Below are 22,614 nucleotides of genomic sequence, written 5' to 3'. Positions count from 1 at the left end.
GGGCGAAAAGGGGACGGATTTAATTTTCCTACTCTAAATCCGGTTCCTGAGGTGAAGGGATCTAGCTGTCAAACCGAAAAGGTGACAGATCGATTTTCCCTCATTCGTATCCCGTTCTGCCCATGCTAACCTGCGCCCAAGTTCATTAAGGCGCCCATTCCCATGTCCATCGCCGACAACCTGATTGCCTTTACCTTCGCGGCTACGCTGCTGACCCTGACACCGGGCCTCGACACGGCCTTGATCCTGCGTACCGCGACGATGGAAGGCCGTCGCCAGGGGTTCCGCGCAGCGTTGGGTATCAATGCCGGTTGCCTGCTATGGGGCGCGGCTGTTGCTTTCGGCTTGGGTGCATTGATTGCCGTGTCCGAGTTGGCCTACGACATTCTCAAGTATTCGGGGGCCGCCTACCTCACTTGGCTGGGCTTGAACATGCTGCTGCGTCCGCGGCACTCCGTGGCGGCGGCAGGCGAAGACGCGCAACCGCAAGCCAATTGGTTTCTCAAGGGGATGATGGGCAACCTGTTGAATCCCAAGGTCGGGATCTTCTATGTCTCGTTCCTGCCGCAATTCATACCGCCAGGCCAGCCGCTGGTGGCCTGGACCTTCGGTCTGGTGAGCATTCACGTGGTGCTGGGCCTGCTCTGGTCAGTGATACTGATCAACGCGACACGTCCAATGGCGGGCCTGCTGCGCCGTGAAAAGGTGATCAAGTGGATGGATCGCGCCACTGGGCTGGTCTTCGTCCTCTTTGCCGCGCGGCTTGCCTTTAGCCGGCGCTGATTTGCGGGAAAAATCTTAAGACTTTCCCTATACCGCGTAGGCCATTTCCCAAACATGATTTCGCGGCCTGCAAAAGGTTGTCCTTGTCTGTCGCACTCCTTAGTCTCGCCCGGTCGTTGCCAACTCAACGACCGGGTGTGCAAGCCCGAGGATACAGCGCGTAAGCGTCATGGAGCCTTTTCGGTGAACTGCCGTTGAGGTGCCTTCAATGGCGGCCATGCGTGGGAGGTCTTCGGGCCTGCCGGGTTCCTGTATCCTCGGTCTTGCACACCTGCGCATAGCTGCCACCTATTCGAGTGCAAGCGGATTTCGGCAGTTTTCCCATGACGGTACAGGAGTGCTGAACCATGCTGAAAATAGTGCCCGATCCACCCCATGCCTTCGCTCGGGAGGTTCGCCCATGACCCTCGAGACGCCCACCGCCCGAACCTCCCGCCCCTCCACGGCCCACGCCCATTTCGGCACCTGCCACGACGCCCATCCCCCCATGTTCTCGGTCCACGCTGGCATCGATGGCGAGGACGCGCTGGTATGCGCCGTGGCGGCGCTCCAGGCGGCCTATGAAACCAATGCCACGGCCCTGGAGAAAGCCAGCGAACCGCTGCGCAGCCTGCTGGTGGCCACGGAGAACTCGTTGGAAAAGGGGCTGGCGCTGGCTTCGGCGGTGTTGGAGGGCATAGAGCGGGGCTAGGGAACTTGCCGCAAGGGCCGCCGGTGCGGCCCGATCCTGTGGCGGTCGATCAGTGATCGAGCATCTTGTGATAGGTCACGAAGTCGCGCTCCGCTTCATAGCCCAGCGATTCGTAAAGCGCCTGGGCCGCCAGGTTGGTCCTGGCGGTATCCAGGCTCAACCGCTGCGCGCCCTCGGCGCGGAAGATCTCGCTCAGCCGCTGCATTAGGTAGCGGGCATGTCCGCCTCTGCGCGCATGCGGCGCGACGAACAGGTCGTACAGCCAGTAGAAACGCTTCATCGCCAGCGAGCAGGTCGCCGGGTACAACTGGGCGAACGCGATGGCCTGGTCGTTGTCGTCCAGCAGCAGGTAGATGCGCGAGTTGCCGGTTTCGAGGTTGGCCTGCAGGAAGGCGCGGGCGGCGGGCAGGTCATCCGCCTCGTGGTAGAACAGGCGGTACTGGTTGAAGAGGTGTGCGGCGGCGTCGAGGTGTTGCAGTTCACAGGCAATGACATTCATGTCGGGGCTCGCTTTCAGGCTATCCAATGCCCTGGTCACACGGGGCGGTCTTGCAGAACTTCACGAAATACATCGGGGCGCGCGGCGGCGATATGGAGCAGCGACCTTGCCGCGCCTGACGGTGTGCGACGACCTTGCTCCCACTCCTGCAGCGTGCGAACCGAGACGCCCAGCAGTTGGGCGAACCTGGACTGGGAAAGCCCGGTTTTACTGCGGGCCGCCGCCGCTTCGGTCAGTTCGAGCTGGCCTACCGCGCCATGCCGTCCGGCTTTGACATCGCGAAGGGACTGCAGCAATTCTTCGCCGATGTTACGGCCGGCGTCGCGCTGCAGCAGTTCTTTTTCATTCATGGGCATGAGGTCATTTCCTTGGCGATCTTGCGCAGTATGTGCGTGGGTATGTTCTCGTTGGCGGTCTTGCCGTAGATCAGCAGTGCCATCAGGGCTCCGTGGGTCGATTGGGCGATATAGATCACCCGGACAGCCTCTCGCTTGCCTTGGCCTTCCACGCTCCAGCGCACTTTGCGACATCCACCTGAGCCAGGAATCACGGACCCGCTCCCTGGATCGTTTGCAAGGTACTGCATGAATTCACCGTGTTCGTCCTCGGTCCAATAGTCCGGCCACAGTTTGGTGAAGAGTGGAGATTCAATGATCGTCAGCATAGCGCATCCTTACGTCTTTGACGTAGAGATTTTGCTATGAACTGTCGAGTTTCAAAAGCGCAAGGCTGTTTCTAGCGGTTGCAGGTCGCGGCCATGACTAGCTGCCGCTAGGGGCGCAGCACGCGTCGCTCATCGAGCCATTGCTCGAAACAGGCGAAGGTTGCGACTGCGGCCTGCACCGCGCGGGTCTGGGCATGCTCGGAGGGCGGAGCAGCGGCCAGTCGAGCGAGAAAGCCGCGCCAATGCGCGCCGGTGAGCGGGCCGTAGACATCGAGAAAGGCAGCGCCCGTGTCGCCATCGATACCGAGGCGCTCGGCCATGGCGCGCTTGAGCACCTGGCCGCCGAGGGTCGAGCCTTCCAGCACGTACATCACGCCGAGCGCGCTGGCTGGATCTTCGATGGTCGGCAGCACTTGGCATTGGGGCAGGGTGTCGATCGGCACGGCAAGGGCGCGCAGGTCCCGTGCCAGGGCCGGGGCCTTGTTGCGTTCGGCTGGCTGGTGGTCGGCCAGGGCGCGGTCCAGTGGGGCGTAAAAGCCATGGTAGGCCGCGAGCAGGTGGCCGTAGGCCGTCAGGTCGAACCCAGGGCTGAAGAACGGCAGGCGTGCTTCCAGTTGCTGGTGGCGGGGGCGGGTGCCTTCGCGCAGGGCGAGCAGGAGCGGGCTGGTGTTTTCGGGCATGGGCGGGGTTCTGGCGGTTCGAGGGTCGATAGTGCCAGTTTTTCCTTGTCGAGGCAGCTCGCCCGTGAGCACCGGCAGAGCCGGTGCCATGCATCGCGCGGGCTTCTTCGCGGGCAAGCCCGCTCCCGCAGGGGCTGCTTAGAACGCCAGTTTGTACCCGATCAGCAACAGCATGGTCGCCAGGCAGGGGCGCAGCACGCGGTCGGACACGCGCCCGGTGAGGTGGCTGCCCAGGTAGATCCCCGGCAGCGAGCCGAGCAGCAGGTAGCCCAGCAGCGACCAGTCCATGTTGCCCATGCCGGCGTGGCCCAGGCCGGCCACCAGGGTCAGCGGCACGGCGTGGGCGATCTCGGTGCCGACCAGGCGACGGGTGACCAGGAACGGGTAGAGCAGGAACAGCGCCACGGTGCCCAGGGCGCCGGCGCCGATGGAGGTCAGGGTGACCATCACGCCCAGCACCACGCCGGTGATGACGGTGAGAAGATTCAGGCTGCGGTCGCTGAGGTGGTAGTGATCGCCGGCGTGCTTGCTGGCGAAGGCCTGCAGGCGCGACTTGAACAGGATCGCCAGGGCGGTGAGGATCAGCACCACCGCCAGGCCCTGCTTGATGATGGCGTTGAGCGCCGAGGTGTCGGCGTGCAGGGTGCTGAGGAACCACAGGGTCAGCGCGGCCGCCGGGACGCTGCCCAGGCTCAGCCAGCCGGTGATCTTCCAGTCGATGTTCTTGTTGCGGCCATGCACCCAGACGCCGCTGGCCTTGGTGATGGCGGCGTAGAGCAGGTCGGTGCCCACGGCGGTGGCCGGGTTGATGCCGAACCACAGCAGGATCGGGGTCATCAGCGAACCGCCGCCGACGCCGGTCATGCCGACGATGAAGCCCACAACCAGTCCCGCAATGGTGAAACCGAAAGAACCTACATCCATACGCTACTCGACGCCCAGCTTGCCCGTGATCGGATGGATGCCAGCATATAGATTTTTTTATAGCCAAATAGACTTGTTCGTTATTAGGTTATAACCGCTCCGCTGTATCCGCGGGCTTTGTGCAGGAGCGGCCTTGCCGAGGCGTCGGACCGGTCGGAAAGGGGCGCGAAGCGGCCCCGGCAAACTTCGCGTCAACGCTGAAATCCTGGGGCCGCTACGCAGCCCTTTCGCGACACAAGGCCGCTCTCATGGAACAAAACATAATTCTTTGATTTGACTGGGGCAGCGTGGGAGCGGGCTTGCCCCGCGATGCGGCGTTTGGCACCGGCTTCGCCGGTGATCGCGGGGCAAGCCCGCTCCCACGCTGGAACCTTGTTCCCTGCGCGACAGCGCAGCCCGGAAGGCTGTGTGATCTCCTACAGGGGATGGGTAACCCCAGGCCTTTCAGCGATCGGTCATCACCACCATCACCTGCGCATCGCCGCCATCCTCGCTTTCCGACAGGTAGATATGCCCCACCTGGCTGTCGAAATAGGCCGTCTCCTGCGGTCCGATGCTGACCGCCTCGCCTGTCTCGAATTCGATGCGCACGCGCCCGCTGATGACCATGGCGAACTCCTGGCCGGGGTGGCGGATGAAGTCGTCGAACTGGCCGCGTTCGCGGGCAATGATGCGGGCATAGGCCGGGGTCATGCGCCGTTCGGGGAAGGCGCCGGCGATCGGGTAGTAGTCGTAGGTGCCGGTGGAATAGCCCGCCACTTCGGTCAGTGAATCGACCACCACGGTGGCCGGTTGCGGTGTGCTGGCCGCACCGCTGGCGCGAAACAGCTGGGCGATGTCCAGGTTCAGGGCGCGGGCGGCGGCAGCCAGTTTCTCGTAGCTCACCGAGACCTGCGCCAGCTCCATCTTCGACAAGGTGGACACCGGCACGCCGCTGAGTGCCGACAATTGCTTGAGCGTCATGTGCCGGGCCTTGCGCACCTGGCGCAGGCGCGCGCCGACTTCGCTGCGGTCGAGTGAGGGGCGGGCGGTAGGCGCGTCGGACATCGGGGCTCTCAGGCGGGTCTTTGGTCGGGCATCTTACCTTGTCGGCTTGCACAATCCGAAATTCTCATATATTAGAATTCTCACAAATGATAATTAACCGACACAGGAGCGTGCATGGGACAGGTTCACGACATTCTGATCATCGGTGCCGGCATCGCCGGCGCCTCCCTGGGCTATCGCCTGGCCGGCCAGCGCCAGGTGCTGATGCTCGAGCGCGAGGCGCAGCCGGGCTACCACTCGACCGGGCGTTCGGCGGCGATGTTCATGGAGGCCTACGGCACGCCGCAGATCCAGGCCCTGACCCGTGCCAGCCGGGCGTTCTACGAGCAGCCGCCAGCGGGCTTTGCCGAACACCCATTGCTCGAACCCCGTGGCTGCCTGTATGTCGCCAGCCATGAACAGCGTCACCTGCTGGAAACCACCTACGCCCAGAACCTGGCCAACGGCACTGCCGTCAGCCTGCTTGACAGCGCGGCGGCGCTCGCGCTGGTGCCGAGCCTGCGTGGCGAGCTGCTGGCCGGTGCGGTGCACGAGACCGGGGCGATGGACCTCGACGTGCATGCCCTGCACCAAGGCTTCCTGCGCGGCTTTCGCCAGGCCGGTGGCGAGCTGCGCTGCAATGCCGAGCTGGTGAAGGCGCACTATCTGGATGACCTGTGGCATATCGAGTTGGCCGACGGCAGCCGCTTGCGCGCGCGGCAGCTGGTCAATGCCGCCGGCGCCTGGGCCGACCGGGTGGCCGCGCAGTGCGGGGTCGACACGGTCGGCCTGCAACCCTGCCGACGTAGCGCGTTCACTTTCCCCGGCCCTGCGCAACACGACTTCGCCGGCTGGCCGGCGGTGATCGGCGTCGACGAGAGCTTCTACTTCAAGCCCGACGCCGGGCAGTTGCTCGGCTCGCCGGCCAATGCCGACCCGGTCGAGCCCCAGGACGCCGCGCCGGACGAACTGGACCTGGCCCTGGGGATCTACAACATCGAGGCCATGACCACCCTCGAGATCCGCCGCCCCAGCCACAGCTGGGCGGGGCTGCGCTCGTTCGTCGCCGATGGCGACCTGGTGATCGGCTTCGATCCGGTTTCACCCGCGTTCTTCTGGCTGGCCGCCCAGGGTGGCTACGGCATCCAGTCCGCCGCTGGGGCCTCGCGCCTGGCGGCCGACCTGTTGCTGGGCCAGCCGTTGTGTTCCAGCCTTGTCCGCCAAGGGGTCGAGCCGGCACGGCTGTCCCCGGCACGTTTCAATCAATCCAATGTGGAGCTTTCCCATGAGCAATGACATCCAGCGTTTCCCCAGCAGCCTGCCATTCCCGTTTTCCCGTGCGGTGAAGGCCGGGGGCTTTCTGTTCCTGTCCGGCCAGGTGCCGATGAGCCCGACCGGCGAGGTGGTGCGCGGGGATATCCAGGTGCAGACCCGGGCGGCTTGCGAGCGCATCGCCGAGAGCCTGGCGGCGTGCGGCGCGCGCTTCGACCAGGTGGTGAAGTGCACCGTGTGGCTGTCGGCCATGGATCATTTCGCCGGTTTCAACGAGGTGTACAAGGAGTTCTTCGGCGCGGCGCTGCCGGTGCGCTCGACGGTGGCTTCGGCCCTGGCGCTGGGCGTGGATGTAGAGATCGAGGTGCAGGCCTACCTCGGTCAGGACAACTGAGATCGGTGTCGTGGGAGCGGGCTTGCCCCGCGATGGCGTTATCGCGGGGCAAGCCCGCTCCCACGACGACTTGCAACGACCCGACACAACAATAAAAACCAGAGGTGCACATGCAAGAGCAACTGAAGATCGCCGGCGCTTTCGTCGGCGTGATCGTGGGGGCGGGCTTCGCGTCCGGACGGGAACTGCTGTTGTTCTTCGTCGATTTCGGTGTGTGGGGCCTGGTCGGCGCGCTGGTCAGCGCCGCGCTGTTCACCTTTCTCGGCATGGCCCTGGCGGGGCTGGGAAATCGCCTCAAGGCCACTTCGCACAAAGAGGTGATCCAGGCCATTTGCGGTCGGCACCTGGGCGTGCTGGTCGATTGGCTCATCACCTTCTTCATGTTCGGCGTGATGGTGGTCATGCTCGCCGGTGGCGGCGCGCTGCTCGAACAGCAGTTCGGTATCCCGGCGTTGACCGGTAGCGTGCTGGTCACCGTGCTGGTGGTGGCGATCGTTTGCCTGGATGTGCAGAAGGTGATGGTGGCCATCGGCGCGATCACCCCGCTGCTGATCCTGGTGGCCTCGGCCATCGCCCTGTATGCGGTGTGTACCCGCAGCCTGAGTTTCGCGGCGCTCGACCAGGTGGCCAGCCAGCAGGAGGCCGGTACTCACCACTGGTTGCTCGGGGCGTTCCTGTATGTGTCCTACAACATCGTGGCCGGTGCGCCGATCCTGGCGATCCTCGGCGGCTCGGCGCGCAATGGCAGGGTCGCGGTGGTCGGCGGCTTGCTCGGTGGCGCGGCCCTGGGTGGGCTGATGCTGGTGATGAGCGCGGGCCTGCTCGCGCGCCTGGACACTGTCGCGGCCCTGCCGATGCCGATGCTGTCGATCGCCAGCGAGGTGTCGCCGCTGCTGGGGCTGGTGATGTGCCTGATCATCTTCGGGATGATCGTCAACACGGCGGTGGGCACGCTGTTCTCGTTCCTGTCGCGGTTGCTGCCGGCGGGCACGGCCAGGTTCCGCTGGGGCGCGGTGGTGGCCGGCGGGGTGGGGTTCATTTGCAGCCTGGTGGGGTTCATCAGCCTGGTGGGGCAGGTGTATCCGTTGTTCGGCTACCTGGGGCTGGTGCTGATGGCGGCGGTGCTGGTGGGGTGGTTGAGGCGCGGGCGGGGAGGCAAGGTGGTTGCGGCCTGAGGGCCGCTATCGCGGGGCAAGCCCGCTCCCACAAAAGCCTGTGGGAGCGGGGGCAGGTCAGATGCGGAAGCTGCCCACCAGTTGCTTCAGGCGCCCGGCCTGCTGGCTCAGGGCGTCGCAGTGGCGCAGGGTGTCGTTGAGGTTCTCCACCCCTTGCTGGTTCAGCGCGTTGATCTGGGTGATGTCCAGGTTGAGGCTCTCGACCACGGCGGTCTGCTCCTCGGTGGCGGTGGCCACCGACTGGTTCATGCCGTCGATCTCGCCGATGCGCTGGGTGACGCTGGCCAGGCGCTCGCCGGCCTGGTTGGCCACCTGCACGGTCTCCTCGCTCGACACCTGGCTGGTGTTCATGGTGTGCACCGCCTCGCGCGAGCCCACCTGCAGGCTGGTGATCATGCGGTGGATCTCTTCGGCCGACTCTTGGGTACGGTGGGCCAGGTTGCGTACTTCGTCGGCGACCACGGCGAAGCCACGGCCGGCTTCACCGGCACGGGCGGCTTCGATGGCGGCGTTGAGCGCCAGCAGGTTGGTCTGCTGGGAGATGCCCTTGATCACGTCGAGGATCTTGCCGATCTCGTCGGTGCTGGCGTTGAGGGTCTCGATCTGTTCGCAGGATTCGCTGATGCGCTCGGACAACGCGGTCATGGCGCTGATGGCTTCTTCCACCACCTGGCGGCCACCGTTGGCCTGCTCGCTGGCGCCGCTGGCGTGCTGCGAGGCGTCGGCGGCGTTGCGCGCGATTTCCTGGGTGGCGGCGCCCAGTTCGTTGATCGCCGCGGCGACGCTGTTGGTGCGCATGCTCTGCTCTTCGGAGCCGGTGAGCGAGGCGTTGGAGGCGACCACCACTTTCTCCGACAGGTCATGCACCAGGCGGGTGGCCGAGGACACTTCGCTGATCGAGGCGTGGATACGCTCGACGAAGCGGTTGAACGAGGTGGCCAGCTCGCCGAATTCGTCCTTCTGCTCCACGGTCAGGCGGCGGGTCAGGTCGCCTTCGCCTTCGGCGATGTCTTGCATGGCGCGGCCCATGGTGGTCAACGGGCGCATCAGCACCGGGATCAGCAGGCCCAGCAGGCCGGCGATGACGGCCACGGCGATGAGCATGGCGATGATCGCCGAGGTACGGAACTGGCTGAGTGGTGCGTAGGCTTTGTCCTTGTCGATGGACAGGCCGATGTACCACTGCGCCGACGGCAGGCCTTCCACCGGGGCGAAGGAGATGATGCGGTCCTTGCCGTCGAGGCTGACTTCCTGGATGCCGGGTTCGACCCGCAGCGGCGAGCCTGGGTAGATGTCCTTGAGGTTCTTCATCACCCGGTCCTTGTCCGGGCTGACGATGACCATGCCGCTGCGATCGACCAGGAAGGCGTGGCCGATGCCGCCGAAGTCCACGGCGTTGATGATGTCCACCAGGGTGTTCAGGCTCAGGTCGCCGCCGACCACGCCGAGCAGCTCGCCGCTGCCCTTGGCCTTGACCGGCATGGCGATGGTCACCACCAGGCCGCCGACCGCGGCCATGTAGGGCGGGGTGAGCATGGTCTGGTTGGCGGTCACGGCCTGGGTGTACCAGGGGCGCTGGCGTGGGTCGTAGCCGTCGGGCATCTTCGCGTCGGGGCGCTGGGTGAACAGGCCGGTGTTCTGGCCGAAGTAGGTGAACTGGAAGTTGCTGGTGTACGACGGCTGGTCGACCAGGCCCGGCACGTTGTCGCCGGCGCCTTGCTGGGCGATGTCCTGGGCCAGGTTTTCCAGCACCAGGATGCGCCCGCTCATCCAGTTCTGCACGCTGCTGGCGGTCTGCGCGCCGGCCTGGCGCACCGACGCCTCGATGCTCTGGCGGATGGTGTTGCGCTGCAGGTAGTCGTTGTAGAGGGTGAACAGCGCGAAGGCCAGGACCACGACGGCGCAGGCACTGAGCAGGATCTTGTGGCGGAATTTCAGGTTCATGTTTCGAGACCTTGAGCCAGTGAAGGAAGGGCGCCGCGTGCTTGTGGCACGAAGGGCGGAGCCTGTTGCAACGCTATCGGCCAGATCTGAAAAATGTTGAAAGACTAAATGTCGCAGCGCCTGGCAGATTTGCCCTGAATTTGTTGCCAGCTATTTGGGTGCAAGCAGGCTTACCAGTGATCTTGCTGCCTGCCCGAGGGGCTGTTGCTTGAGCCAGAAGGCGTTCACCGGCAGTTGCAGTTCGTTGCGAGTGTTCAGGAACTCGAGGCGTACCAGGCGGCCGCTGGCGATCAAGGGCGCGACCCGCGACAGCGGCAGGTCGCCCCAGCCCAGGCCGGCCTCGACCATCTGCACGGCCAGGTCGAGGCTGTCGGTGCGCCAGTGCGAGGTGCCGATCAGCGAGCGCGGGTCGGACAGCGGCAGGTCGCGGCTGCGCACCAGGATCTGGCGCAGGTTGACCAGGTCTTCGAGATGACGGATGCGCCCCTCGCGCAAGGCCGGGTGATGCGGCGACAGCGTGGCCACCAGCGACTCCATGGCGATCTGCTGGAAGCTGCGGCGTGGATCCACCTGCAGGCCGGCGAAGGCCAGGCACAGGCCGACCCGGCCGCTGTCGAGCAGTTGCAGGGCGTCCTCCTGCGGGGCGGCGAGCAATTCGATATCGAGCAGGGGGTAGCGCTCGCCCAGGCGGGCGATAGCCTCGAGCAACGGACGCTGGTCGATATCGGGGACCACGGCGATGGCCAGGCTGCTTTCCAGGCCGCTCGACAGCTCCAGCGCATGCACTTCCAGCAATCCCAGTTGCTCGGCGATCAGTCGCGCATGGGGCTCCAGGGCTTGGGCCTGGGCGGTAGGTCGCGCCTCGCGCGCCCCCCGTTCGAATAGCGCATAGCCCAGCTCGGCTTCGAGGTTGCCGATGGCCATGCTGACCGCCGAAGGCACTCGTCCCAGCGCCCGGGCGGCCGCAGAGAACGAGCCACGGTCAAGCACGGCGAGGAACAGCAGGATGGTGTCGCTGGAAAAATTCATGGCAGTCTCCTTTCAGTAAATCTGAAAGCTGCCGACTTTTTCTGTCAAGAGCGTTGATGCATTCTTGCCGCCTTCGTGAAACCCGCAACAAGGTAAAGCCGGTGCAAGGACTCAAACGCAAACTGGTCTACGTGACCTTCTATGAACTGATCGGCCTGTGCATGTCGACGCTGGGCCTGGCCTATCTGTCCGACACCCAGGCTTCGCATACTGGCCCCCTGGCGGTGATGATCACCACCATCGCCATGGCCTGGAACTTCATCTACAACAGCCTGTTCGAGTGGTGGGAGAGCCGCCAGGCCAGGCGCGGGCGCAGTGTCGGACGGCGGGTGGCGCACGCCATCGGTTTCCAGCTGACCCTGGTGGTGTACCTGATCCCGCTGATTGCCTGGTGGCTGGACATGACCCTGCTGGAGGCGTTCGTGGTGGACCTGGCGTTCATCCTCCTGGTGCCGTGCTACACGTTTATCTACAACTGGGCGTTCGACCGCATCTTCGGGCTGCCAGCCTCGGCCATGGCGCCGTCTGCCGCGTAGGAGATCGTCCGACGCTCACCCTGTAGGCGCCTGTCTTGCCTGGATTCCTCAACCTGGTGCGATTCCTGTGGGAGCGGGCTTGCCCGCGAACACGGGCGTAGCCCGTGCCATCCATCGCGTAGCCTGCTTCGCCAGCCAGCCTGATCAAGGTGCCCGGCGGTTCTGCAGCAAACTGTCCTCCACCTGCCCCGACAGGTAGTACACCCCGGACATGGCCCCGCTCTGGCGGTTCTCCATCAGTTCCTGCCATTCCTGGTTCAGCGCGACATTGAGGATCACCCGCAGCTGCTCGACCATCTGCGGCTGTTCACGGTCGTGGGTGATCATGCCGTAGCCGGTCACCGCCACCGAGATCATCGCCCCGGCTGCCTTGCCCACCGCCGCGGCGATGGCGCTGGCCGCGCCGCGCGGTGCCAGGCTGGCACCGAGCTTCTCGCTGGCCTGGGTGGCCACCGACGATAGCCCTGCCTCGGTCTGGCCGGGGGCCTTGGCTTGCTGGTGCAGGTGCTCGCGCAGCGACTGCCAGGCCGGCTGCTGATCGAGCGACTTGGCCCGCAGCAGCAGGTAGAGCGAGGCGTTGCGTGCATCCGGTGGTCCCAGGGCGATGACCGGGATGCGGTTCAGGCGCTGGCTGAACTGCTCGGGCGGGGCGTTGTAGCGCTGGATGATCGCCGGCAGTTGCTGGGCGAGCAGTTGCAGGTACAGCTCGCTGGCACGGTCGCGGATGCCCTCGGGGTCGATCTGCTCGGCCACCGGCTCGATGACCCGTTCGTGGTACTGCTCTTGCAGGTACAGGCCCAGGCGCTTTTCCGGGGTCTCGCTGCCGTTGCCGCTGTTCATCTTGTACCAGGCCACCTTGAGCGTGAGCCATTGCTGGGTCCAGTAGCCGGTGAACCAGGGGATGAAATTGTTCTCGGTGCGCTGCTGCACCTGCTCCTTCCACACGCGCATGGAGCGGCGGGCATAGTCGTTGGCCGAACCTGCGGCGGCCACGGAGGCGTCGAGAATCTCCTGGTCGATGCGTTGCCAGACGGCGGGCGGGAGGTTTTGCGCTGGGGGCGGGGGGCGTTTGCCGGCGCAGCCGGCGAGGGCCAGCAGCAGGCAGAGCGGGAAAATCACAAAAAGGGATTTCACGCGGAGCGCCCCCTTGAAAGAGGCCGGAATGTCTATTGGAGTATAGGTTCGTCTTCACTGCCTTTTCGCAGGCAAGCCCGCTCCCACAGCGACCGTGCTCGCAGTCGCTGTGGGAGCGGGCTTGCCCGCGATGGGCCGCGCAGCGGCCCCCTTTGCAGGTTTGAATGACATTGTTCAGTGCTCCCGCTTCAGTTGCAGCAACGGATACGGATCACCCTGTCCATCCACCTCGGACCGCCCGACCTGGACGAACCCGTGCTTCAGGTAGAACCCCACCGCCTGCGGGTTCTGCTCGTTGACGTCGACCTCGCCCACGCCCAGTTCCTCGACCACCTGGGCCAGCAGCGCCTTGCCGATACCCTGGCCACGGCAGGCCGGGTCGACGAACAGCATTTCCAGCTTGCCGTCATGCACCCCGGCAAACCCTTGGATCCGGCCATCGCTGTCACGCCAGGCGCGCAGTTGGACGAAACCCAGGTACTGCTCGCGCACCAGGGGGCGCAGACGCTCGATGTAGCCCTCGGGAAGAAAGTCGTGGGTCGCCCGCACCGAGGCCTCCCAGAGATCGGCGAGCCGGTCGAAGTGCTCCGCGCCCACCGGCGCGATACTGTGCTTCATGTTTGCCTCCAAGGCTGTGTGATGAATCGTCGGGCATGGTAAGACACGCCCGATACCTGCGCTATGCTCGGCGTTCCGTTCACTGCGCACGCTGGAGCACGCGATGACCCTCGACCCCGTCCCTCAGGCTGACGCCTTGCTGTTGGTGGATGTGCAATGTGCATTCATGGAGGGCGCCGAGGCCGTGCCGGGGCACCTCGCGCTGCAAGTGAGCATCGCCCGTTTGCTGGCACGGGCCCGGCAGGCCGGGGTGCCGGTGATCTTCCTGCAGAACGACGGCGCGCCCGGCAGCCCCGACGCTCCACACTCGGCGGGCTGGCCGCTGTACTTCCCGGCGGCGCCTGGCGAGCACGTGTTGTTCAAGACCGAGGACGACGGTTTCGTCGAGACTGGGCTGCAAGCGTTACTGCAGGTTTTGGGCGTGCGGCGCCTGGCCCTGTGCGGCCTGCTCTCGGAGATGTGCCTGGCCGCCACCGCCCGCGCCGCCCTGCAACGAGGCTTCGAGGTACTGCTGCCCCACGATGCCCACGCCACCTACGACGTGCCGCCGGGGCCGGGCGGTTCGCCTGGCGTGCCCGCCGCCCTGGCGGCGCGGGCAGCGGAGTGGTCGCTGGGTGACGACGTGCGGATTCTGCCGGGCGTCGAGGCGGTGGTGTTCAGCTCGGCCAGCCCGACTGGCGGATGATGCTGCAGAAGTTGCCGGGGCGGAACGTGGCTTGCTTGTCGGCGATGACGTCGGCCTTGACGTTGCCGAAGGTGGTCTGCGGCTTGTGCCGGATGCCGTCGTAGAACGCCTGGATGATCGCTTCCTTGAAACGCTCGCCACGGGGATGGGCCTGCGCCACGGCCTCGCGCTCCCCAGCGCGCAGATGTTCGTGGTGCAGGCCGAGTACATCGGTCTCGACGCCGGCCGTGACCAGGGCGATCAGTGGGTGCATGTGCTCGGGAATGCCGGGTGTGGTGTGCAGGGCGATTGCGGTCCAGACCCGTTCGATGTCGCGCTCGGCGATGCAGTGGCGCTGGAGGAAGTCGCGGGCGGCATTGGCGCCGTCGACCTCGAAGCGGCAGCAATCGCTGCTGTGCGCCTGGGTCAGGCCCATGTCGTGGAACATGCAGCCGCAATAGAGCAGTTCACTGTCGAACTTCAGGCCCAGGCGGCGACCGGCGAGGGCGGCGAAGTAGTACACGCGGCTGGAATGATGGAACAGCAGGGGCGAAGCGGTGTCGCGCACCAGCTCGGTGATTTCCCGGGCCATGGCGCTGTCGGGGAGGGTGATGCCGGCGATGGCAGTGGACATGGTGGCGCTCCTCGGTAGGTGAGGGGCCCAGTGTGCCGGGGGAGGTTTTTGTCCTCAATTGACGTTTAACGTCATATTCTGCCATTGTCCGCCAGGCAAGGACGCCGTCCGCTCCAAGAACGCGATTCCCGAGAACCAGCCATGCCCATCACCCTCGCCATTCTGGCCATGCCCGGCGTCCAACTGCTGGACGCCTGTGGCCCGCTCGACGTCTTCGCCGAGGCCAACCGCCAGGCCGGGCACGGGGCCTATCGGCTGTCGTTGCTCGCGTGCGAGCCTGGGCCGTTGGTCAGCTCGTCGGGGGCGAAACTGCTACCCGATGGCTGGATCGGTGATGACTTCGCGCCCTTCGACACCTTGCTGATCGCCGGCACGCCCCAGGCCGCCGAGCTGCATTTGCGCAGCGGCATCCTCGACTGGCTACGCCGGCACGCCGGGTCGAGCCGGCGCTATGGCTCGGTCTGCACCGGCGCCTTCGCCCTGGCTGCCGCCGGTCTGCTCGACGACCGACGCATTACCACTCATTGGGCAGTGGCCGAGGCGCTGGCGCGGCGTTATCCGCAGGTGACGGTGGAAGCCGACGCGATCCAGGTACATGACGGCAAGGTGCGCACCGCGGCTGGGGTGACCGCGGGGCTCGACCTGGCGCTGGCATTGGTGGAGGAAGATTTGGGCCGGGACATCGCCAAGCGCGTGGCGAGCCAGCTGGTGATGTATTTCAAGCGCCCGGGCGGGCAGTTGCAGTTCAGCCGCCAGGGCGCCTCGTCAACGCTGGGGCGCTCGGCGTTGCAGGGCGTGCAGCGCTATGTGGCGGCAAATCCGGCGCAGGATCACGGCGTCGCCCGGCTGGCGGCGCGGGTCGGGCTGAGCCCTCGGCATTTCGCCCGCCTGTTCCAGGCCGATGTCGGCATGACGCCGGCCGCCTGGGTGGAACTGGCGCGGGTCAATGCCGCTCGCGAACACCTGGAGGGCGGGTTGGAGGCACCCAAGCAGGTGGCGGCGCTGTGCGGTTTCGCCAATGCCGATACCCTGCGCCGGGCGTTCGTGCGGCATGTTGGCGTGACGCCGGCCGAGTACCGCAAGCGCTACGCGCAGCCGCTCTGATCCAGGTCGAGCTTGGCTTCGAGGCGGTCCAGATGCTCGTGCATCAGCGTCAAGGCCTCGCGGCCGTCGCCGCGTTCCACCGCATCGATGATCGCCGCGTGTTCCTGCCAGGCGCAGTGCTCGCAGCAGGGCGACTCGTAGCGGGCGATGATCAGCGAGGTCATCGGCACCAGGCCGTCGAGAAAGCGTGCCAAAGGCGCATTGGCCGCCATCTGCGCCAGTTTCATGTGGAACTCGCCGCCCAGGCGGATCGCCGTGCAGCGTTCGCCACGCTCATGATGCTGGCGCTCGCGCTCGACCAGCTGGCGCAATTGGCGGATCTGCGCCGGGCGCGCGCGTTGGGTGGCCAGGCCGATCAGCGTGGTCTCGGCCAGGCGCCGGGCGCTGAGCACCTGGCGCGCCTGTCGTGGGTCGGGGGCGGCCAGGTGCGCGGTGTGGCTGGGGCGTTGCACCACCACCTGCTGGTCGGACAGGCGCCCGAGCACCCGACGGATCACCGTGCGGCTCACGCCGAATACGTCGCCCAGCGCCTGTTCGGGCAGGGCGCTGCCGGGTGGCAGGCGCTGCTCGAGGATGGCATCGAACAGCCGGGGGTAGATCTGCTCCGCCGACAGGCGGGTTTCGCCGGCGCCGAGCAGGGCAGGCAGGCGGGGGGCGGCTGGGGCGCAGGCGGTCATGGTCGCTCTCCTTCTTTATTCAGGGACCTGGTCGGGAATGTTCAGGGCGATGCCCATGCGCTGGCCTTCGGCGAGGATGTGCCGGCGCATCTGCAGGCTGGCATGGGCGCTGTTGCGTTCGCGAATGGCGCGGACCACTGCTTCGTTTTCGCTCAGCCGCGCGGCCAGGTGCTCGGGGGAGTTGCGCAGCATCTCGGCGCTCTGCTTGAGGGCGTTGCCGGTCTGCTGCACCACGCTCTGGAAGATCGGGTTGGTGGTCAGCGCGAACAGCGCTTCGTGGAAGGCGATGTAGGCATCGAAGCCCGCCTCGCTATCGCCGGCCTCCAGGGCCTCGCGCATGTCCATCAGGGTCAGGCGCAACTGGCCGATGTCCTGGCTGCCGGCCGATTGCGCCACCAGGCCGGCGATGAAGGGTTCGAGGGTGTAGCGCAGCTCGAGCACATCGGCCAGGCTGGCCTGGGCGATGGCTTCCTGCGTCTGTTCCTGGGCTTGGCCGGCGTCGCTGTCGAGCACCAGCACGCCCTTGCCGGGCATCGAGCGCACCAGGCCGAGGGTTTCCAGCACGGTCACCGCTTCGCGCAGACTGGGCCGGCTGATGCCAAGCTGCTCGGCCAGCTCGCGCTGGCCGGGCAGCATGTCGCCGCTGCGCCACTGGCCACGGGCCAGGGCCTGGCGGAGTTTTTCCACCACTGAATCGACTACGGTAGAAGAGCTGATCACGGTTCGCTCCTTGGTTGACGCTGCATCCGTGCCGTTGACCGGCCGGCGCTGGGCGCCGGCCGCCTGAGGCTTAGAATTCCTGTTGATGGGGTTGGCCCTGCTTGCGGGTTATCGGGGTGAAGCCGGGTTTGTTGGCCAGCACGTTGTGCGCGCGCTCCAGGTCGATGTCCTTTTCCCAGCGGGCGATGGCCACGGTGGCGACGCAGTTGCCGATCAGGTTGGTCAGCGCTCGGCCGATGCCCATGAACCAGTCCACCGCCAGCACCAGCACCAGGCCCACCACCGGGATGGCCGGGACCGCGGTGAGTGTAGCGGCCAGGATCACCAGCGCCGAGCCTGGGATGCCGTGGGCACCCTTGGAGGTCACCAGCGACACCAGGAGAATGGTCAGCAGGTCGGTCATGGCCAATGGCGTGCCGGTGGCGTTGGCGATGAACACGATGGCCAGGGTCAGGTAGATGGAGAAACCATCGAGGTTGAACGAATAGCCGGTGGGGATCACCAGACCGACGGTGGAGCTGCCGATGCCGAGGTGCTCGAGCTTGCGCATCACCTGCGGCAGCACGGCGTCGGAGGACGCGGTGCCCAGAACGATGGACAGCTCTTCGCGCAGGTACTTGATCAGGGGCAGCAGGCGCAGGCCGGACAGGCGCATCACCGTGCCCAGCACGATCAGCACGAAGCCGGCGCAGGTCAGGTAGAACAGTGCGACCAGCCCGCCCAGGTGCTGCAGCGAGCTGAGGCCGTACTTGCTGGTAGTGAAGGCGATGGCGCCGAACACGCCGATCGGCGCCAGGCGCACGATCATACCCATGATGCGGAAGATCACGTGGCTCAGTTCGTTGATCAGGCGCGAGATGCCCGAGGCCGATTCGCCGACCAGGTTCAGCGCGCTGCCGAACAGCACCGAGAACAGCAGGACCTGGAGAATGTTGTTGTCGGCGAAGGCGCCGACCACCGAGGTGGGAATCAGGTCCATCAGGAAGGTCGTGGTGCCATGAATGTGCTGGCCACGTTCGGCCAGGGCGCCGGCGTCGGCGCTGGACAGCTGGTCGAGGTGGATGTTGGCGCCGCTGCCGATGCCGGTGGAGAAGGCGAACACCAGGCCGATCACCAGGGCCAGGGTGGTCAGCACTTCGAAGTAGATCACCGACTTCAGGCCGATGCGTCCGACCTTCTTCAGGTCGCCCGCGCCGGAGATGCCGCTGACCACCACGCAGAACACGATCAGGCCGATGAGCATCTTGATCAGCTTGATGAAGCCGTCACCCAGGGGTTTGAGTTGCAGGGACAGGTCGGGGAAGCTCAAGCCGCAGACGATGCCGAGGGCAAGGCCGAGCACAACCTGGAGGAAGATCGAACGCGAACACCATTTGAGCATGGGAGGGATCTCGGGTCGGTGTCCTTGCCCCCCAGCCACACGGAGCGAAAGAGTGCAGGACTTAATTATTGTGGTCTTACCGGTTTGTTCACTGCCGGACCATGGAACTCCGAAATTTCCCACATTGCAAGGCTTTTTGGCCTGACCGGTCTGACCAGTTGTGGTGCAATCGCAGCGAAGCTGCTCTAGCGTGGTGCGCGGGGGATTTCAGGGCTTGGCGAGCACCTGATCGACGGCAGCGATCAGCTTGACCAAGTCCTTGGGCGGGGCGTTGTGGATGACACCGAAAAGGTAGGCGCGCTGTTCTTCTTCATCGTCGGGCTCGGCGAAGAAGACCTTGGGCTTGACCCCCAGTGTTCTGGCGAACGTGACCAGGGTCTCGACACTGGGGGTATAAGTGCCGGTTTCGAAGCGGCTGATGGTCTTGGGGTCGAAGCCGGTTCGCTCGCCCAGTTGCGCCTGGGTGAGGCCGGCCAGTTTGCGGTAGCGGCGCAGGGCTGGGCCTAGACCTGTTCTCGTCATCGCTCAATTCCCATTTAGAATCAAGCACTTAACGATATCTTTCGACATGGCGCAACGCCATGATCCATCACATTTATTTGCAAAATGTGATGGAGTTCGTAGAATTCGGCGCTTTGATTGATCAGCCATTCAAGTCATCGTCCAGGGCGATCCGGCCATTCGCCGGCCCGCGTGCAAGCGTTGTCGGGCATTGGAGCTGATCCTGGACGAACGGTTCCGACGCCCCTGGCCCTTGCCAGGCCGCTCGTCGGCCCGGGTAGGAATGGAGTCTCATCGTGCGTCTGAACCTGCCGGTCAATCCGGTCGAGCAAAGCTTCCCCGAGCACCAGCGGCTCATTTCGGCGACCGACACGGCCAGCCTCATCACCTACTGCAACGCCGAGTTCGCCGCCATCAGCGGCTACAGCCAGCAAGAGCTGGTCGGCAGCCCGCATAACCTGGTGCGTCATCCGGACATGCCTGAAGCGGTGTTCGAGCTGATGTGGCAGTACCTCAAGGCCGGTCGCAGCTGGATGGGCATCGTCAAGAACCGTTGCCGCAACGGCAATTTCTACTGGGTCAATGCCTACGTCACGCCCATGCTCGAGAACGGCCAGGTGATCGGCTACGAGTCGGTGCGCGTACGCCCGACCCGCGAGCAGGTGGCCCGCGCCGAGGCGTTGTATGCACGGTTGCGCGAAGGCCGCTCGGCACTGACCGCCTCTCGGCGCCTGGCCTTGCTGGCCCGGGCCATGACCCTGCCGTTGCTGGCCGGCGGCCTGGCCGCTGGGGTCAACGGGCTGTGGCCGGGCCTGCCGGCGCAGGCCTTGACCCTGGTGCTGTTCGGCGGCGTCGGCTTGTGGGCACAAAGCCGCATGGGGCGTTACCTGCGGCGGATCGTCCAGGTGGCCGACAACACCTTCAGCGACCCGGTCGCGGCACTCACCTACAGTGACCTGCCGGGCGCCGCCGGGCAGCTGGAGCTGATCCTGATCAGCGAAGAGGCACGCCTGAAGACCGCGCTCACCCGCCTCAGCGACCTCGCCACGCAGATGGCCGATGCCGCCCAGGATGCCGGGCGGCTGTCGCGTGGTACCGAGTCGGCGCTGCTCGAACAGCGTGCCGAGACCGACCTGACCGCCACTGCCATGACCGAGATGGCCGCCTCCATCGGCGAGGTCTCCGGCCACGTGCAACTGACCGCCGAACAGGCGCACACCGCCCACCTGCTGGCTGGGCAGGGCAGCCAGGTGGCCGACGCCACGGGGGCGGCGATCCACAACCTGGCCGGCACGGTCGGGCAGATCAACCAGGCGGTCAACGACCTGGCCGGTCAGACCGGTGCCATCGCCGAGGCGGCTGGCATGATCCGCGCCATCGCCGAGCAGACCAACCTGCTGGCGCTCAATGCCGCCATCGAGGCGGCCCGGGCCGGCGAGCAGGGTCGCGGCTTCGCCGTGGTCGCCGACGAGGTGCGCGCCCTGGCCGACAAGACTCGCCAGTCCACCCTGCACATCCAGTCGATCATCGATGGCTTGCGCGGCGGCGCCGAACAGGCGGTAAGCATTGCCAGCCGGGGGCTCGAGGGCGCGCGGGAGGGGGTGAATCAGGTCGCCTTGACCCAGGAAGCCCTGCTGGGCATTCGCCACGCGGTGCAACGCATCAGCGACATGAGCCAGCAGATGGCGGCGGCCTCGCAGGAGCAATCCTGCGTGGCCGAGGATGTCTCGCGGCAGATCAACGGCGTGGCCGGCACGGTCCAGCAGAGCGCTCGCCGCGCCAATGCCGCCGCCGTGCGTGGCGCTGAACTTGAGCAGGTGTGCGCTGGCTTGCGCGCCCTGGTGGAGCGTTTCGACCGCTAGGTTGCGAGGGCTATGGACGACAACTACCGCGCGGCCGTGGATGCGGCCGCGATCTTTTCCGAAACCGATCTGCGCGGTCGTATCACCTACGTCAACCAGCAGTTCTGCAGCATCTCCGGCTACAGCCGCGAGGAACTGCTCGGGGCCAACCACCGTATTCTCAATTCCGGACTGCACGAGCCGGCCTTCTTCCTCGAGATGTGGCACGCCCTGGCCGCGGGCCAGGTGTGGAAGGGCGAGATCTGCAACCGTGCCAAGGACGGCTCGCTGTACTGGGTGGACAGCACCATGGTGCCGCTGATCGACCCGCACACCGGCAAGGTGCGCAAGTACGTGTCGATCCGCTTCGACATCACCGAGAAGCGCCAGTTGCTGCATACCTTGCAGTGGCGCGTGGGGCACGACGTGCTGACCGGCCTGCCCAACCGCGCCTACCTCAGCGACCTGCTCAACCAGGCCTTGGCGTTCTCCCGGCGCGAGCGCATCCCGCTGGCGGTGTGCATGCTCGACCTGGATGGTTTCAAGGCGGTCAACGACGGCTATGGCCATGCCACCGGCGACCTGCTGCTGGTGGAGGTCGCCCAGCGCCTGCAGGGCATCCTGCGTGGTGGCGACACGGTGGCGCGGTTGTCGGGCGACGAGTTCGTGCTGATCCTGCGCCATATCGAGGGCCCGCAGCAGTTGCACGCGGCGCTGATGCGCATCCTGCGGGGCCTTGCGGCCCCTTATCTGATCCGCGAGCATGCCTTGGCGCTCAGCGCCAGCATTGGCGTGACCCTGTTCCCGCAGGACGACGAGGATGCCGATACCCTGGTGCGCCACGCCGACCAGGCGATGTACGTGGCCAAGCAGCGCGGGCGCAACCGCTATCACTTGTTCGACGTGTCCCAGGAGCTCGAGCTCAAGGCCACGCACCAGACCGTGGCCCGGGTGCGCCAGGCGCTACGCCATGACGAGCTGTGCCTGCACTACCAGCCCAAGGTGAACATGCGCAGTGGCCAGGTGATCGGTTTCGAGGCGCTGCTGCGCTGGATGCACCCGTCGAAAGGGCCGGTACCGCCCGGAGAGTTCCTGCCACTGGTCGAGCAGACCGACCTGATCGTCGAGCTTGGCGAATGGGTCATCGACCAGGCCTTGGACCAGCTGTGGCAATGGCAGCTGTCGGGGCGGGACTGGTCGCTGAGCGTGAACATCGCCGCGCGCCAGCTGCAACGGGGCGACTTCGCCGAGCGACTGGCGCGGTTGCTCGGGCAATACCCCGGGGTCGAGCCGGCCCGGCTGGACCTGGAGATCGTCGAGTCGGTCGCCATCGACAACCTGGCACGTGTCGGGCAGTGCCTGGATGCCTGCCGCGCACTCGGTGTGCGCTTCTCGTTGGACGACTTCGGGACCGGCTACTCCTCGTTGAGCTACCTCAAGCGCCTGCCGGCGCAGACCATCAAGGTCGACAAATCCTTCGTGCGCGACATCCTCCATGACCATGACGATCTGGCGTTGACCGGCGCGGTGATCGGCCTTGCGCGGGCGTTCGGGCGGGAAGTGGTGGCTGAAGGCGTGGAGACCATCGAGCATGGGCGGGTGCTGATGGAGCTGGGGTGTGAGCTGGCCCAGGGGTATGGCATCGCTCGGCCGATGCCGGCCGATGAGGTGGCGGGTTGGGTGGCGGGCTATGCCCAGCCACCCGAATGGCAAATGGGATGAT

25 protein-coding genes are annotated in these 22,614 nt (G+C 65.8%); 10 read left to right on the top strand and 15 right to left on the bottom strand.

The features are described 5' to 3' along the window. Positions 1 to 162 precede the first annotated feature (162 nt). A complete protein-coding gene (locus N5D48_RS11960) occupies positions 163 to 783 on the top strand; it encodes a LysE family translocator (RefSeq protein ID WP_279884357.1) in 621 nt (206 codons plus the stop codon). A gap of 400 nt (positions 784 to 1,183) precedes the next feature. Next, positions 1,184 to 1,474, top strand: a complete 291-nt coding sequence (locus N5D48_RS11955) for a hypothetical protein (protein WP_279884355.1) — start codon at positions 1,184 to 1,186, stop codon at positions 1,472 to 1,474. Positions 1,475 to 1,523: 49 nt separating this feature from the next. Here N5D48_RS11955 and N5D48_RS11950 read toward each other — a convergent pair whose 3' ends face one another. The 6 genes from N5D48_RS11950 to N5D48_RS11925 form a co-directional block, all read right to left on the bottom strand. Next, positions 1,524 to 1,973: a GNAT family N-acetyltransferase gene (locus tag N5D48_RS11950; protein WP_279884353.1), complete on the bottom strand. Its 450-nt coding sequence runs from the start codon at positions 1,971 to 1,973 to the stop codon at positions 1,524 to 1,526. Between the two features lie 35 nt (positions 1,974 to 2,008). Next, a complete protein-coding gene (locus N5D48_RS11945) occupies positions 2,009 to 2,329 on the bottom strand; it encodes a helix-turn-helix domain-containing protein (protein WP_279884351.1) in 321 nt (106 codons plus the stop codon). Continuing rightward, on the bottom strand, positions 2,320 to 2,637 hold the full coding sequence (locus tag N5D48_RS11940) for a transcriptional regulator (RefSeq protein ID WP_279884350.1): 318 nt from the start codon (positions 2,635 to 2,637) through the stop codon (positions 2,320 to 2,322). Before N5D48_RS11940 ends, N5D48_RS11945 begins: the two co-directional genes overlap by 10 nt. 107 nt (positions 2,638 to 2,744) lie before the next feature. Further along, the gene (locus tag N5D48_RS11935; RefSeq protein ID WP_279884349.1) at positions 2,745 to 3,317 is read right to left on the bottom strand and encodes a biliverdin-producing heme oxygenase; all 573 of its coding nucleotides are present in this window, start codon (positions 3,315 to 3,317) and stop codon (positions 2,745 to 2,747) included. 138 nt (positions 3,318 to 3,455) lie between these two features. Next, positions 3,456 to 4,241, bottom strand: coding sequence for a sulfite exporter TauE/SafE family protein (locus N5D48_RS11930; protein WP_279884348.1), 786 nt, complete (start codon positions 4,239 to 4,241; stop codon positions 3,456 to 3,458). A gap of 444 nt (positions 4,242 to 4,685) precedes the next feature. Beyond that, entirely contained in the window at positions 4,686 to 5,288 is a 603-nt protein-coding gene (locus N5D48_RS11925) for an XRE family transcriptional regulator (RefSeq protein WP_279884347.1), read from the bottom strand. 114 nt (positions 5,289 to 5,402) lie between these two features. Here N5D48_RS11925 and N5D48_RS11920 point away from each other — a divergent pair, with 114 nt between their 5' ends. The 3 genes from N5D48_RS11920 to N5D48_RS11910 all read left to right on the top strand — a co-directional run bounded on the left by N5D48_RS11920 (position 5,403) and on the right by N5D48_RS11910 (position 8,108). Continuing rightward, positions 5,403 to 6,563, top strand: coding sequence for an FAD-dependent oxidoreductase (locus tag N5D48_RS11920; protein WP_279884345.1), 1,161 nt, complete (start codon positions 5,403 to 5,405; stop codon positions 6,561 to 6,563). After that, positions 6,553 to 6,933 (top strand): RidA family protein, encoded by a 381-nt coding sequence (locus tag N5D48_RS11915; RefSeq protein WP_279884344.1) that lies wholly within the window; start codon positions 6,553 to 6,555, stop codon positions 6,931 to 6,933. The genes N5D48_RS11920 and N5D48_RS11915 overlap by 11 nt, the downstream gene beginning before the upstream one ends. Before the next feature lie 110 nt (positions 6,934 to 7,043). Beyond that, entirely contained in the window at positions 7,044 to 8,108 is a 1,065-nt protein-coding gene (locus N5D48_RS11910) for a hypothetical protein (protein WP_279884342.1), read from the top strand. Between the two features lie 57 nt (positions 8,109 to 8,165). Here N5D48_RS11910 and mcpA read toward each other — a convergent pair whose 3' ends face one another. Together mcpA and N5D48_RS11900 are read right to left on the bottom strand one after the other, a co-directional pair. Beyond that, a complete protein-coding gene (mcpA, locus tag N5D48_RS11905) occupies positions 8,166 to 10,052 on the bottom strand; it encodes a methyl-accepting chemotaxis protein McpA (RefSeq protein ID WP_279884340.1) in 1,887 nt (628 codons plus the stop codon). 150 nt (positions 10,053 to 10,202) lie between these two features. After that, the gene (locus N5D48_RS11900) at positions 10,203 to 11,081 is read right to left on the bottom strand and encodes a LysR family transcriptional regulator (protein WP_279884338.1); all 879 of its coding nucleotides are present in this window, start codon (positions 11,079 to 11,081) and stop codon (positions 10,203 to 10,205) included. A 101-nt stretch (positions 11,082 to 11,182) separates the two neighbouring features. On the opposite strand from N5D48_RS11900, the gene N5D48_RS11895 reads away from it, so the two are divergent. Further along, positions 11,183 to 11,617: a PACE efflux transporter gene (locus tag N5D48_RS11895; RefSeq protein ID WP_279884337.1), complete on the top strand. Its 435-nt coding sequence runs from the start codon at positions 11,183 to 11,185 to the stop codon at positions 11,615 to 11,617. A 144-nt stretch (positions 11,618 to 11,761) separates the two neighbouring features. Here the strand turns inward: N5D48_RS11895 and N5D48_RS11890 are convergent, their stop codons facing one another. Beyond that, positions 11,762 to 12,751: a hypothetical protein gene (locus N5D48_RS11890; protein ID WP_279884335.1), complete on the bottom strand. Its 990-nt coding sequence runs from the start codon at positions 12,749 to 12,751 to the stop codon at positions 11,762 to 11,764. 174 nt (positions 12,752 to 12,925) lie between these two features. Continuing rightward, a complete protein-coding gene (locus N5D48_RS11885; protein ID WP_279884333.1) occupies positions 12,926 to 13,369 on the bottom strand; it encodes a GNAT family N-acetyltransferase in 444 nt (147 codons plus the stop codon). A gap of 103 nt (positions 13,370 to 13,472) precedes the next feature. Here N5D48_RS11885 and N5D48_RS11880 point away from each other — a divergent pair, with 103 nt between their 5' ends. Further along, positions 13,473 to 14,054 (top strand): isochorismatase family protein, encoded by a 582-nt coding sequence (locus N5D48_RS11880; RefSeq protein ID WP_279884331.1) that lies wholly within the window; start codon positions 13,473 to 13,475, stop codon positions 14,052 to 14,054. Here the strand turns inward: N5D48_RS11880 and N5D48_RS11875 are convergent. Continuing rightward, complete coding sequence (locus tag N5D48_RS11875; protein ID WP_279884329.1) at positions 14,026 to 14,667, bottom strand: HD domain-containing protein; 642 nt, start codon at positions 14,665 to 14,667, stop codon at positions 14,026 to 14,028. The genes N5D48_RS11880 and N5D48_RS11875 overlap by 29 nt on opposite strands. Before the next feature lie 141 nt (positions 14,668 to 14,808). On the opposite strand from N5D48_RS11875, the gene N5D48_RS11870 reads away from it, so the two are divergent. Then, positions 14,809 to 15,771 carry a helix-turn-helix domain-containing protein gene (locus N5D48_RS11870; protein ID WP_279884327.1) on the top strand — a complete coding sequence of 321 codons (963 nt, stop codon included), beginning with the start codon at positions 14,809 to 14,811 and terminating at the stop codon, positions 15,769 to 15,771. Here the strand turns inward: N5D48_RS11870 and N5D48_RS11865 are convergent. From N5D48_RS11865 to N5D48_RS11850, 4 genes are all read right to left on the bottom strand, one after another. After that, entirely contained in the window at positions 15,753 to 16,448 is a 696-nt protein-coding gene (locus N5D48_RS11865; protein ID WP_279884325.1) for a GntR family transcriptional regulator, read from the bottom strand. The two genes, N5D48_RS11870 and N5D48_RS11865, sit on opposite strands and share 19 nt — an antisense overlap. Positions 16,449 to 16,463: 15 nt before the next feature. After that, entirely contained in the window at positions 16,464 to 17,168 is a 705-nt protein-coding gene (locus tag N5D48_RS11860; protein ID WP_279884323.1) for a FadR/GntR family transcriptional regulator, read from the bottom strand. Between the two features lie 70 nt (positions 17,169 to 17,238). Beyond that, a complete protein-coding gene (locus tag N5D48_RS11855; RefSeq protein WP_279884321.1) occupies positions 17,239 to 18,549 on the bottom strand; it encodes a C4-dicarboxylate transporter DctA in 1,311 nt (436 codons plus the stop codon). 207 nt (positions 18,550 to 18,756) lie between these two features. Then, the gene (locus N5D48_RS11850; RefSeq protein ID WP_279884319.1) at positions 18,757 to 19,071 is read right to left on the bottom strand and encodes a helix-turn-helix transcriptional regulator; all 315 of its coding nucleotides are present in this window, start codon (positions 19,069 to 19,071) and stop codon (positions 18,757 to 18,759) included. 275 nt (positions 19,072 to 19,346) lie between these two features. Here N5D48_RS11850 and N5D48_RS11845 point away from each other — a divergent pair, with 275 nt between their 5' ends. Then, a complete protein-coding gene (locus N5D48_RS11845; RefSeq protein ID WP_279884318.1) occupies positions 19,347 to 20,912 on the top strand; it encodes a PAS domain-containing methyl-accepting chemotaxis protein in 1,566 nt (521 codons plus the stop codon). Positions 20,913 to 20,924: 12 nt separating this feature from the next. Beyond that, positions 20,925 to 22,613, top strand: a complete 1,689-nt coding sequence (locus tag N5D48_RS11840; protein WP_279884316.1) for a GGDEF and EAL domain-containing protein — start codon at positions 20,925 to 20,927, stop codon at positions 22,611 to 22,613. Position 22,614 lies beyond the last annotated feature (1 nt).

The sequence above is a fragment of the Pseudomonas sp. GD03858 genome, assembly GCF_029840925.1.
Classification (GTDB): domain Bacteria; phylum Pseudomonadota; class Gammaproteobacteria; order Pseudomonadales; family Pseudomonadaceae; genus Aquipseudomonas.
Note: the sequence above shows the minus strand (reverse complement) of the source record. Positions and strands in the feature narration are given on the sequence as shown.